Raw genomic sequence first — 13520 nt, 5'->3', positions numbered from 1 at the left:
TATTAACATCTACCAAAATGAATAAGTTTTTAATACCGTTGACCTTCATGTGTGTGCACGTTGCGCATGCGCAGGAATCCAGGGAACTGAAAGGAAAGGTTTTGGATGCGGTCACGTTAAAACCGGTCGTAGGGGCGACGGTTGTCGTTGAAAGTTCGGCAGTAGCAGAAGATATCGGTGTACCTAATCAGGTGCAGCAGTCGGCATTAGGTTCATTGACCGATGCCACTGGTGAATTTCGCTTAAAAGTGCCTAGTAATTTAAAATATGTAACGATTAGCTATGTCGGGTACCAGCGTATTCAAGTGCCGGTATTTCAGGATCATAAAACAATCTTGCTGCAGCCAAGTGGTGAATCCTTGGATGAGGTGATCGTAACAGGTTATACGGATATCAAAAAACGTAAGAATACGACGGCTTACAATAAAATCAATGTAGCGGACATCAAACAGACGGGGGTTGCATCGATCGATGAAATGCTTGCTGGTCAGGTGGCGGGTTTGCAGTTGAGTAATTTTAGTGGCGGCCCCAATAGTGCACCACAGATCCGTATCCGTGGTACAGTATCACTGAATGGTACACAGGATCCTTTATGGGTCATTGATGGACTGCCTATCGAAGGTACTGAAATGCCCAATCGAATTGACAAGGATAATCTCAATAGCTTGACAAATCTGCCAATTGCGGGAATCAATCCTGACGATATCGCAGATATTACCGTTTTAAAAGATGCTGCAGCGACTTCAATCTATGGCGCGCGGGCGGCAAATGGTGTAATTGTGATTACCACAAAAAGAGGGAAATCAGGACCTGCAAAACTGCAGGTGTCAGCAAATACTTTTGTGACCGAACGCCCGGATTACAGCAACCTCAATCTGATGAATGCTAACGAAAAGGTTGACTTTGAGTTATTGATGGCAAACCGCACGGATCTAAATTATCGTACTAACAAAGGTGCGATTATGCGGATACTAAACAAAGCAGACGCATTGGATGCTTACCGTTCCGGTGGTTTGGCGGCTTTGTCGCCGGAAGTGCAACAGTCAATCAATCAATTGCGTTCACAGCAAACAGACTGGGGGAAAGAACTTTATCGTCAGGCGCTGAATCAGCAGTATTCTGCATCTATTTCGGGTGGTAATGATGGACATCGTTATTATTTATCCAGTGGTTTGTACGATGAAAAAGGAGCGACGAAAGGTGTAGATCTACGCCGCTATACATTGACATTAAATAACGATTTTAATATTAATGATAGATTTAAAGCAGGTATTAATTTAATGGGGACGGTTTCAAACCGACAAAATCCAATTCAGGATCGGGATGCTTTTACGAACCCAAGTTATTATGTGCGTTCAGTTAATCCTTACTTGTCGGTTTATGATCAGTCTGGTAATTATAATTATGACCCAGATATTGAGGGGTTTGAGGGCGATACCTATATTCCTTTTAATGCTGTTGAAGAGCGCGAAAATACCAAATATAAATTCACGAATAAAGGGCTGAAGGCAATTAGCTATCTAGAATATACGATCTTGCCACAGTTATCATTACGGACAGAATTTGGGTTACAATTTGACGAAAACGGTTCGGAAAAATTTGCGGATCAAGAAAGTTATAACACGCGTAAATTGCGCGCTGCTACACGTTATTACGATGCCGCTAGTAAGACAAATAAGTATTTCTTACCCATAGGTGGAACGATCGAAAATACCCATAATAGTATTTTTCAATATAATTGGAAAACATACTTAAAGTACAATAAAACATGGAATGACCGTCACGAACTGGAAGTAATGGGTGGAACCGAGTTGAGAAGGACCAAAAATACAATGGTCACTACGAAGGGATTTGGTTATAACCCAGCAACATTGACGACCCAGACAATTATTTTTCCAAATAGCACTTATCAAAATGACTCTAGGTTTGTCCAGTATAAGAAGGCATTTATTGAGAATTCATATGCATCTTTCTATGGTAATGCAACCTATACATTGGATCGTAAATATAATGTGTATGGGAGTATCCGCTATGATGGATCGAATATGTTTGGGGTAGATCCACAATATCGTTTCTTACCGATTTGGTCAATTTCTGGATCATGGAATGTGCTAGAAGAAGAGTTTATCAAAGGAAAAACGGCCTTGTCTGATCTTCGTGTACGTGCTTCTTACGGTATCCAGGGGAATGTGGATCGCAATACCTATCCTTTTATCGTAGGTAAATATGGTAATACAACGCTTCTTCCGGGTAACACGGAAGGGTCTGTGGTTGTTGACATGCCTGCAAATGATAAATTACGTTGGGAACGTACAAAAACCTATAACGCTGGAATTGATTTGGGTTTATGGAAAAATCGATTAAACATTACAGTCGACTATTATAACAGAAAAAGCACGGATCTTATCGCATATAGTGCGTTGCCTTTGGAAAATGGTTTTCAGAATGTTCAGGTTAATTGGGCGTCAGCACGTAATCAAGGTGTAGAATTGACTATCTCAAGCCGTCAGATTCAGACAGATAAGTTTTCTTGGTCAACGGATTTCAATATTGCACACAACAATAATAAATTACTAAAAGTAATCAATAATCCAACGGCTTACGCCCCAGAAACCCAGGCTGGTCGACCAATTAACGGTCTTTATGTATTGGAGACTGCAGGTTTGGACAAAGATGGTGTGATGCAGTTTAGAAATCAGGATGGTTCTGTTGCGAGTATGGAAGAGTTTTATGGCCTTTACGATCCTTGGGCAGATTTCTTACCAGGATACACCTCCCAAACTGACATGACAGCGGCAACGTATCGCTCCAAGTTTAAATATGCTGGCAGTAAAGATCCTAAATTCATTGGAGGGATGACTAACCGTTTCCGTTATGGACAATTCGATTTGGCCATCTCCGCGGTATTCAATTTAGAACGTTGGGTGAGCCGTACGCCAACTTACAATCCTGCTAAAGTTGATCGTGGACAAAATTACACCAAGGATCTTTTGATGGCTTTACAGGGTAAAACAGCCTTGCCAGCCTTGGGCAGTATAAGTTCCGAATTGAATGAGCGTTGGATGGCTTATGCTTGGATGGAAAGTAACGATCCGATTAATTCGTTTAAACAGTATGATATCTGGGCGAAAAAAATGAGCTATGTCCGCATCAATAGCATTCGTTTAGGCTACACTTTACCGGCTGCAATAAGCAAAAAAATTGGCACAAGTAATCTAAGAGTAAATGTTGAAGGGCGTAATTTATTTGTTTTCGGAACAAATTACGATGGGTATTTTGATCCTGAAACTTATGGTGATTATTATGCGCAGCCAATTAGCAAATCTTTTGCTTTTGGTCTTTCTGCAAGTTTTTAATTCTTTTAATTGATTCATAAATGAAAAAGATAATTTATTTTGGAATGATCATGGCCGCTAGTGCATTGGCTTCCTGCAATAAATATTTAGATATACAACCCGTAGGGACCGTTATCCCCAGCTCGGAAAGTGATTTTAGAGGACTGATTACAAGCAGTTATCTAGGGTTTCCAGCACATAAGTCCTATTTGTCCTTGCGTACAGATGAACTATTGTTGGATGAAAGTTCGACCGATGCTGCTAGAACCAAAGATATCTACCTTTGGAACGATCAAAATCCTGATCCGACAACAATCGCTTATCCCTATTTGGCATTTTACAACAGTATTTTTTATACCAACCAGGTCATCAGTACCATTGATGAAAAATTAGGAAGTAGTGCCACGGTAGATCAGATTAAAGGTGAAGCTTACCTAATGCGTGCCTATGCTCATTTTGAGTTGTTAAATCTTTACAGCGAGGTCTATTCAGGAAGTAATGCAGGGCTTCGGGGTGTTCCTTTATCGACAAAGATTGACCTGGAACAACGTTTTGTTCCCGCGACCATTGGAGAATCCTATGTACAGATCCTAACTGACATGGAAAAAGGGACAGCTTTACTGACTGTGGATGATCAGGCAAAAGGTGTTAATTATCGCTTTAGCAAACGCGCTGCTTTTGCCATGGCCTCACGCGTTCATTTATATCGCGGTGAGTGGCAAGAAGCAATTGATGCCGCTAAAAAAGCTTTGGTTATAAATGACAAATTGGTTGATCTCAATGCTGCTGGAAGCCTACTTCCGAATGATTTTGAATCAGCGGAGATGATTATGGCTTTGGAAAAAGTATCTGTTCCTGGAGTACGTACAAGTTCCTTTATTTCACCGGCCTTGTTAGACAGTTATTCTGCAGGCGATTTGAGAAAAGGTCGTTACTTCCAAAAAAGTGGGGGCGATTATGTATCCCTCAAAGGTGGGGACAACCGTTTTAATGTGAGTTTTAGAAATGCTGATCTTTATTTGACGTTGGCCGAATGTTATGTTCGTCTGGGAAATACAGCAGAAGCATTAAAATATCTGTCTGCTTTAAAGAAAAACAGATTTACCGCAGATGCCTATGCCAAAGAAACTAAGGCTGACGCAGGTTTGTCAAAGGAGCAATTGCTAGATGCGGTTCTGCTGGAACGCAAGCGTGAACTGGCGCTAGAGGGATTACGGTGGTATGATCTAAAACGGACGACCAGACCGGCGATCACACACAGTAGTTTCGGCAGAACGGTAACACTGCAGCAGAACGATCCTCGTTATGTGATACGTTATCCACAGGAAGCAATCAATAATAATCCCGATCTGTTGAAATAATCTATTTTTTTAAATCCTATATATATTAATCCATTTTCTTTTTAGGAAATGGATTTTTTATTACATTCAACCCATGGGATGGAAAATACTGATTGTCGAAGACGAAGACTGGGCTTTTGTAGGCTTAAAGGAGATGTTGACTGCGCGCTATGGAGAAAGTGAACTGACCTTTACCAATGCAAAAGAGGTTCAGGAAGCGGTGGTGACAATCAATAGAAATCAATTCGATCTGATTTTTATGGATATCCACCTGATGGATGGGCTGAGCTTTGAAATTTTTAAGCAGGTATCTATCGATGTGCCGCTTATTTTTACGACGGCTTACGAACAATATGCCTTGGAGGCCTTCCAAAATAGAGGGTATGCCTATTTGTTAAAACCTTTCGACAGCGACGAGTTGACTGAGGTCATGAAACGTATCGAACCGCTACTACCTAAAGTAGAACCTCGGCTCAAACAGCGTTTTTTAGTGAAATATGGTAATTTTTTAAAGTCGCTGGCCATTGCTGATATTGCTTATTTTATGGCAGAAGACAAAGAGTTGTATGCTGTAGAAAAAGGATCTGGAATTGCATATATTATTGAAGATACCATCACTCATCTCGTTACACAGGTAGATCCAACAGTTTTTTTCCAGATCAATCGTAAATTTCTTGTTCGAATAGATGCGATTCAATCCATGTTAAAAATTAGTCGAAATAGAATCAAATTAGCGTTAATGCCCTCAACTCCATCGGGAATTGTAGTCATTGTTAGTGAGGAACGATCTCCGAAGTTTCAAAAATGGCTTGATCAATAATAGTAAGTTAGCTTACTAAATGACTTTTATAAGCTTAGTTTTTAATTTTAAGTACTTTATTTATAGTGTTTTGTGTTTTAGCGAAACAAAATCTATTAATTCAATAGATTTTGTTATATATTTGCGTTCCAGCAAAAACTACTTATTCAGTAGATTTTATTGGAATGCAAGGAGCCACTGTGTTTTTTGTATTTAATCACACTTAACTTATTTAGTAAAGCATTCTTACGATGTACGCAAAACTTAAATACATTCCTATTGCTGCGATAGCATTATCAGGTGTCAATATGAACAGGTTGTATGCTCAGCAGCGGGCTATACAAGGAAAAGTTGTTGATGCCAAAACCGGTCACCTACTTCCTGGAGTAAATGTTCGCATTTCGGGGCAAAATCAAGGAACCTTAACGAATTCAAAAGGAGAGTTTACAATCAATGTCACAGGTGACGTATTACCTGTATTGGAATTTTCCTTTGTAGGTTATGAATCTCAGCAGCTAAAAGCAACAAGTACAAACTTAACATTGTCCTTGAAACCCTCCAGTACAGATCTGGAAGAAGTGGTGGTGGTGGCTTACGGTACTGCCAAACGTACAAACATAACGGGGTCGGTCAGTACGGTGAGCAGCAAAGCTATTGAAAATAGACAGGTATCAAATATTACGAAGGCCCTGGAGGGACAGGTACCGGGCTTACAGTCCGTAGCGTCCTCGGGACAGCCAGGTACTGAAGCAGCCATCCGTATTAGGGGTATCGGCTCCATTAATGCCTCCAGTTCACCTCTGATCGTGTTGGATGGTAGTCCTTATGCCGGGGATATTAACTCCATCAATCCGAATGACATTCAGTCTATCTCTGTTTTAAAAGATGCAGCATCAAGTGCACTTTACGGATCCAGAGGGGCGAATGGTGTGATTATTATTACTACTAAGTCTGGTGTGTCTTCCGACAACACCAAGATTAATCTCAATTTTACACAGGGCTATTCAACCCGTGCAGTTCGTGACTATGACCAGGTATCGACCGATGAATATTTTCAGCTCTATTGGGAAGCTTTGAGAAACAAAAACCTGTCAAATGGCCTTACAGCAGAGCAAGCGGCGTCCAACGCAAGTAAGACCGTATTGACAGATTTAAATATCAATCCGTATGGCAGTCAATACCCGCAGCCGGTCGGAGTAGATGGTAAGTTGGTTGCCGGAGCTAAGACACTATGGGATGATCCATGGACCGACGTATTGCAACGTACGGGAGTGCGTACACAAGCAGATCTAGGGTTTAGTGGTGGTAGTGCCAAAAGCACCTATTATATTTCGGGTGGTTATCTGAACGATCAGGGGATAGCGATTGAATCTGGATTTAAAAGGTACAACCTGCGCGCAAATCTTGACAGCAAAGTGAAATCCTGGTTAAATGTCGGTCTCAATATAGGTGGTAGCAGTACACAACAAAAATATCCGCAGTCTGAGGACAGCAATACGGCAAACATTATAAATTTTACGAGACTGGTGCCATCTTTTTATCCATACTATGAGCGCAATGCGGATGGTTCATTTGTGCTTGATGGAGCCGGAAATAAGATTTACGATTTTGGAGAATATCGTCCAAGTGGTGCAACACCACGTAATAATTTAGCTGCTTCTCTTCCTTTGGACAGAAATGATATCCGTCGGGAAAATCTATCTGCCCGGACTTATCTGGAAGTGTTGTTTTCTAAAAATTTAAAATTTAAGTCGACATATAATGTTGATTACATCAACGGGAATACACACGACTATACCAATCCTTTACTGGGAGACGGTGTGAATACGGGCGGCTATGTTTATCGTTCAAATGTACGTACCGTAGCGCAGACCTGGAACAATTTATTGACTTATGAGAAGCAGTTTGGCTTACATTACCTCAATGTATTGGCCGGCCAGGAATACTATGATTTTAACAATAGTAATATCAACGGTAGCAGACAGCAATTTGTGCTCCCTTACTTTGATGAACCTGCTGCGGCATCACAACTCAATAACTTCACGGGATCAAGTGCTGGGTATAGGCTATTGAGTTTCTTGGGAAGAGCGGAGTATAATTATGATAACAAATATTATTTATCGACTTCGTTACGTACTGATGGTTCGTCGCGCTTTTCGCCAGCAAAACGTTGGGGAACATTCTGGTCTGTGGGTGGATCTTGGAAGCTGAAACAGGAAGAATTTTTGAAGGATAACACAACGATTGATCAGCTGACGGTAAGAGCAAGTTATGGTGGACAAGGAAACGATAATTTAGGTACCTATTATGCTTATAAAGGACTTTATACCATTGCAAATAGTTTGGGTAAAGGCGGAACGTATACCGGTAGGTTGGCTACACCAGATCTAAAATGGGAGTCGAACCTCAATTTGAACGTAGGTGTCGATGTATCTGCATTTGAAAACCGGGTTTCATTGAGTGTGGAGTACTTTAACCGTCGGAGTAAGGATTTGCTGTTCACCATGCCGATGGCTTATTCAACAGGCTATACGGGCTATGATGCAAATATTGGAGCGCTGAAAAATACCGGTATCGACGTGGATATTCGTACTGTCCCGGTTCGAAATGAAAATTTTAAATGGAATTTAGACGTCAATCTTTCGCATTACAAAAACAAGATTACAGCTTTGCCAAAAGATAACAAACCGATCATTACGGGGAATAAGCTTTTGCGTGTAGGCGGAAGTATCTATGATTTTTATCTGCCGGAATGGGCTGGAGTAAATCCAGATAACGGTCTGCCTCAATGGTATACCGCTGATAAGGACGGTAATAAAACAGGTGAAAAAACTTCGGAATACAGTAAGGCCGGTAATTTTATTGCCGGGACTTCATTGCCAGATCTTGTCGGTGGGATTCAAAACAGTTTCACTTACAAAAATTTTGATTTGTCTGCTTTGCTGAGTTTTAGTTTGGGTGGACAGATATTAGATAACGATTATATTCAGCTTATGCATAGCGGTAATAATCCAGGACGTGCCTGGTCCAAGGAGATCCTCGAGCGCTGGACGCCTGAGCATACGCAGACCGATGTGCCTAAATTGACTACCGATAACTTGAATTGGACCTCTTCGTCCACACGTTTTCTTTACAGTGGCACTTATGCACGCCTTAAAAATGTGAGTTTGGGCTATAGATTACCTTCGGATTTATTGAAGCGGATAGGTGTAGAAAAACTTCGTGTCTTTGCAACGGCCGAAAATCTATTGACATTTTATGGTCATCAAGGAATGGATCCAGAACAGACGGTGAATGGGGCGACCTATTTTCGCTATCCGGCAATGCGAACAATCTCTGGTGGTATTCAGCTTGTTTTTTAATGCCTTATTGTTAATCTGAGAATTTAAATGAAAATCATGAAACTAAAAATTGTATATATCATATTGGCGCTCTCCCTAGTGAATGCATCATGTAAGGATGCGCTTGAGCTGGATCCAACCACTTCTGTGCCGGAAGGTGAAGTGTTTAAAAATACCGACAATGTTGCTACGGTGATCAACGGTACCTGGAAGTATTTAAATGATACTTATTTTACTTATGCCAATCCAGGTTATACGGCGGTAATGCGTACAAGTGATGCAATGGGAAGTGATGTTGCGGTGACGACCAAATACGGTTATCGCGATGCATACGCATTTACCGAATTAACAAACAATCGTTCTAATCGCGTTAATTCTTTTTGGATAATGCTGTATAAAGTGATCGATAATATGAATAATGTGATCGCGAAAGTGGATGGAGCTGAGGGATCTGTCGAAACCAAAAATGTATTGAAAGGAAGAGCGAAAGCATTGCGCGCGTTTTCTTATCTAAACCTGGCGACTTTTTATCAGTTCAGTTATCTGAAAGATAAAAATGCCAAGTCTGTTCCGATCTATACCGAACCCAGTACATTGTCGACTGAAGGAAAATCAAGGTCAACACAGGAAGAAGTGTATGAACTTATCTTGAAAGATCTCAAAGACAGTGAAAGCTTGTTGGCTTCTGCTAGTAGAGCGGATAAATACGAAATCAATGCGGATGTCGTGTATGGTCTGCTTGCGAGAACCTATTTGCAGGTAGGCGAATGGAAGCTAGCCGCTGAATATGCTGAAAAAGCAGCTCAGAAGTATAATTTAATGACTCCGTCAGATTATCAGGCAGGTTTTAATGATCTTGGAAATAGCGAGTGGATTTGGGGACATCAGCAGACTAACGAGCAAAATGTGGCAAGTTATACATTTCATTATTTGGATGTGTCGTCAGCTGGATCTTATTACTATAGTTTTATGGCCGATCCTTATTTTAAAGATTTATTCGATACCAGTGATGTGCGTTACGCTTTATTTGAATGGGATAATTTACCTGGTCGGGAAGGTTTCCTACGGTATAAGAAGTTTAAGTTTAAGTCCAATTTAATTGGAGATATTGTATACATGCGTGCTTCTGAAATGGTTTTGATTGCGGCTGAAGGTTATGCAAGAGCTGGTGAAAACGATAAAGCGGTAGCAGCGCTGAATAAATTACGGACGGCTAGAAACGCTAAGCTGTTTTCAGGAAATGATAATGGACAATTAATTGCTGCCATTCTTGTTGAAAGACGCAAGGAACTTTGGGGTGAAGGATTTGCTTTGTCGGATATTCTTCGGACTCAGGGAAAGGTTGTGCGTAAATCCTATCTTGATGCTGAGGGAAAACCTATTCAAGTAGAAATTGTGGGTGCAGACGGTAAGCCTAAGCTGGTTAATGGTCAAGGGCACCGGGTTATTAAATTTCCTGATGGTTCTAATTTTGTAGAAAACAGTCCTTATTATTTGTTTGCTATACCATACGAAGAGACGGTGCGAAATCCGAATCTTTAGTATGTTAGTTGTTGGTTTGTTATTGAAGAGATCCGGTGCACTTCTGTGTATCGGATTTTCTTTTTTTCTCACGCGACTTTCTTTTTTGGCTGTGTGCTTTGCTTCCTTTTGTTGAAGAATGCTTCCTTTTTTTAGTGTTGCCCTGTTTGCGCGGCTTAGCGTTGGGATCTTCTCGGTTTAAAGACTGTCGTCTTTTTGTTTTGTATGTTGTTTTTTCAGATGGTGTATCGCATTCCTATAAATTGCACAAGAGATGGTGTCGGTAAATAGGGTAAGGGTTAGTTTTCCACATTATGTTAATAACGCTGTTGAAAACCTGTTTAAAAGAAAAATGCAGTTATTAACAGTACTTATTAACATTATGTTGATAACCTTTCTTTTTCTTCTTTTTGCTTTTGTTCATCCAGATGATATATCCTGTGATGGGTAAGGAAGCACAAAAGAGACTAGCTAGGCAAGCGATAATTTTTGTTGTGAGTCCACCGATGCCACCGGTATGAATATCATAGTTAAGTGCACCGAGCTTATCCCCATACTGCAATTTGTTGCTGGATTTGACTGCTGTAAGACTGTTTTCTTCTTTATTATAATAAAGCCAATCAAATACACCGCTTCGTTTTTCATGATGTCTCACCTGTATATCCATTGCTGTTTCGGTTTCTTTTTTTAGTCGGATCGACATCATTTCAGCATCTGGATAATTTGTCAAGGCATACCGCAGCGCATTGTCCTGAAATTTCTTTTCCACAACGGGCAAGGGTATAGGGGAGCTGCGTGTGGAAGAAGCTGTTGGCGGCTGCAATAAATTGAATGTTGCGATATAGGTCTTTTTGAAATCCGGAAAAGCAAATGCGAGGCCCGTAATGGCAAAAATCAATCCGATAAATAAACTGTAAAATCCGATGACATTGTGGATGTCGTGGTTCAGTCGCTTCCATTTTACTTTGGTATCTAACCAAAAACTGCGCTTAAGATTCTTGCCCTTCCATTTTTTTGGCCACCAAAGAACAATGCCACTAAGTAAGATAAGGACAAAAATGGCCGTTGACCAGGCGACGATAGGATGGCCATATTGCTTGCCCAAGAGGAGGTTTAGGTGAAGCTGAAGCACCAGTTGAAAGAATTCTGTTTTTGAATTTTCTACTTGCTGTACTTGACCAGTATATGGATTGATGAAAACGCGTTTGTAATAGCGGTAATAATTCCAATGGCCAAATGCTTTTTCGTCCGTTTTTATGGCACGAAATACCCAGGTACGATTCTTCGAAGGATAGAGATCAACCCGCGTGATTTTTTGATTTTTTTCGAGGCTTTTCTGTGCGCTGTAAAGAAGTGTGCTTAAAGGTAGTGGAGTTTTTGAGTGGTTGGTTGTGTCGGAGATAAAATATTTTTCAGGATAAGCCCAGAGCTTGAGCTCATCCTGAAAAGTGTATATGCTGCCCGTCAGGCTTAGGATGAATTCCACAACTCCGGTGATGATTCCGAGCCATTTATGCAACCAAAGAATGACAGTTTTAAACATATTAGAATTTGTAGTTGATGTTAAATGAGGCCAGCATACCTTGTCCTTTGACGTATTCTTCATTTAAGGCACGGTATTGACTGACAACAGGGTAATAGTTTTTATTGAATAAGTTCTCTACCCCCATGCCGATAGACCATTGTTTGTTTACTTGGTAATTTCCGTTTAAGTTAAATAGGTCAACGGTCTTAACGGGGCCTTCGCTGTTTTTGTATACGCCTTTATCGTTTGGAAGAAAGCGATCCCGGGACCCGGTATGCACCCAAAAAAGCTGAAAGGTTAAGGGTTTTATCGGAGTATAGTAGATGTATCCCGTTGCTTTGTCTGGCGAGATACGTGAGCCATTGAGGTAGGATTTTGATCCATCGTCTTTTTTTGACTTTCCTTCCACATAGGCATAGGTTCCACCGATGGTCAATTGAGGCGAAATATTAGCGCTCAATGCAATTTCGTACCCATACACATCTTCTGGAAGGCGTTGTGGCATCAGGTAACCACCAATATCCACTAGTTCAACGCCCATTTTGGAAGTACTGTAGTAATAAGATGCTGATAGCTGGAAAATGCTGTAATTGCTTGAGAAACCGATTTCGTAATTATTGGTGATAATAGGGTCGGTTTTTAGGCTATCTAAATCATTATCTGTTGCCCGACGTACAATACGACCGAGTTCATTGATTGCGAAACCTTGTGAGAAACTTACGAAGGGATTAAAGATCGCGAATTTGTTGTAACGCAAACCTGCATTGAAGGTCGCTCCTTTGTAGGGGATATTACCTCCTTTTACGGCAATACTTCCTTCGTTGTTGGGCCCTGTAGCAATGGTATTGAAATCCTTTATTTTGACTGTTGCATTTTCATAACGTACACCGCCTTTAAAGATTAAGTTTTCTAGGAAATCAATTTTTACCTGGGCGTATGGAGCAACGTTTAACATGTTCATATAGGGAATATAGACCCTGCCGTCGGTCAGATTTTGATCTGTTACATCATTTAGTAAATCTACACCATAGGTGATATCTGCATTTGAACCCAATACCTGAAAAGGTGTGTTTAAGTTAACGCGTAAGCCTTTTTTCTCCGAATTGATTTGTGTTTGTCCTGGACCATACCATGCAGAAGCTTTCTCGACATAACGGTTCATGGATCGAAATGTATTGTAGTATGCAGAAGCAGTTAAAGATGTCGACGCGAATAGATTACTTTTAGTATAGGTCAACATGGCATTGTGGTTATACGGAGTTCCAGCAGGTTTACCTGGATCTTCGCCTTTCACGCCTATCGTTGGCGTTTGACCATATACACCTGTTTGGCTGATGTATCTATTGTGTTGGTTACTTCGATAGAAGTTGTACACTGCTGTGATATTGGAGCTACTATCGATACGGTACCCTGCTTTTAGAAACGCATTGTATTGATAGGTGTTCGAAAGACCGTCTGTCTGACCAAGGGGAACTCCGTCGCCATCGCGTTGCAGGCCAACATAATCGGCGGATCCACTGACGGTATAATTCCATTTATTTTTTTGTCCGTATAAGGTTTGTCCGGATCAAGCAGAATTCTTGGGGGAATACAAAAAATTTCCTAGTTTAGTTTGCTTAATACAGATATCCCTTGCAAGACGCCGAACGTAAATTACTA

Annotated in this window: 7 protein-coding genes; 5 read left to right on the top strand and 2 right to left on the bottom strand. The window is 40.8% G+C overall.

What is annotated here, in order from left to right; all coding sequences use genetic code 11:
• Positions 1-17 precede the first annotated feature (17 nt).
• From L1283_RS21345 to L1283_RS21325, 5 genes are all read left to right on the top strand, one after another.
• A complete protein-coding gene (locus tag L1283_RS21345) occupies positions 18-3356 on the top strand; it encodes a SusC/RagA family TonB-linked outer membrane protein (RefSeq protein ID WP_429626439.1) in 3339 nt (1112 codons plus the stop codon).
• 20 nt (positions 3357-3376) lie between these two features.
• Positions 3377-4696, top strand: a complete 1320-nt coding sequence (locus L1283_RS21340; RefSeq protein ID WP_429626438.1) for a RagB/SusD family nutrient uptake outer membrane protein — start codon at positions 3377-3379, stop codon at positions 4694-4696.
• 73 nt (positions 4697-4769) lie between these two features.
• Entirely contained in the window at positions 4770-5495 is a 726-nt protein-coding gene (locus tag L1283_RS21335; protein WP_312352594.1) for a LytR/AlgR family response regulator transcription factor, read from the top strand.
• Between the two features lie 230 nt (positions 5496-5725).
• Positions 5726-8836: a SusC/RagA family TonB-linked outer membrane protein gene (locus tag L1283_RS21330; RefSeq protein WP_286852141.1), complete on the top strand. Its 3111-nt coding sequence runs from the start codon at positions 5726-5728 to the stop codon at positions 8834-8836.
• Positions 8837-8872: 36 nt separating this feature from the next.
• A complete protein-coding gene (locus tag L1283_RS21325; protein WP_286852139.1) occupies positions 8873-10357 on the top strand; it encodes a RagB/SusD family nutrient uptake outer membrane protein in 1485 nt (494 codons plus the stop codon).
• 340 nt (positions 10358-10697) lie between these two features.
• Here the strand turns inward: L1283_RS21325 and L1283_RS21320 are convergent, their stop codons facing one another.
• Together L1283_RS21320 and L1283_RS21315 are read right to left on the bottom strand one after the other, a co-directional pair.
• Positions 10698-11879 carry a PepSY-associated TM helix domain-containing protein gene (locus tag L1283_RS21320; RefSeq protein ID WP_286852137.1) on the bottom strand — a complete coding sequence of 394 codons (1182 nt, stop codon included), beginning with the start codon at positions 11877-11879 and terminating at the stop codon, positions 10698-10700.
• Position 11880: 1 nt separating this feature from the next.
• On the bottom strand, positions 11881-13263 hold the full coding sequence (locus L1283_RS21315) for a TonB-dependent receptor (protein ID WP_429626448.1): 1383 nt from the start codon (positions 13261-13263) through the stop codon (positions 11881-11883).
• Between the last annotated feature and the right edge of the window lie 257 nt (positions 13264-13520).

The organism is Sphingobacterium sp. HSC-15S19, from assembly GCF_050433745.1.
Lineage (GTDB): Bacteria > Bacteroidota > Bacteroidia > Sphingobacteriales > Sphingobacteriaceae > Sphingobacterium > Sphingobacterium siyangense.
Note: the sequence above shows the minus strand (reverse complement) of the source record. Positions and strands in the feature narration are given on the sequence as shown.

Excerpts from the sequence above, each read along its gene's own strand:
- L1283_RS21345 (WP_429626439.1), top strand. The coding sequence starts at position 18 with ATGAATAAGTTTTTAATACCGTTGACCTTCATGTGTGTGCACGTTGCG.
- L1283_RS21340 (WP_429626438.1), top strand. The coding sequence starts at position 3,377 with ATGAAAAAGATAATTTATTTTGGAATGATCATGGCCGCTAGTGCATTG.
- L1283_RS21335 (WP_312352594.1), top strand. The coding sequence starts at position 4,770 with ATGGGATGGAAAATACTGATTGTCGAAGACGAAGACTGGGCTTTTGTA.
- L1283_RS21330 (WP_286852141.1), top strand. The coding sequence starts at position 5,726 with ATGTACGCAAAACTTAAATACATTCCTATTGCTGCGATAGCATTATCA.
- L1283_RS21325 (WP_286852139.1), top strand. The coding sequence starts at position 8,873 with ATGAAACTAAAAATTGTATATATCATATTGGCGCTCTCCCTAGTGAAT.
- L1283_RS21320 (WP_286852137.1), bottom strand. The coding sequence starts at position 11,879 with ATGTTTAAAACTGTCATTCTTTGGTTGCATAAATGGCTCGGAATCATC.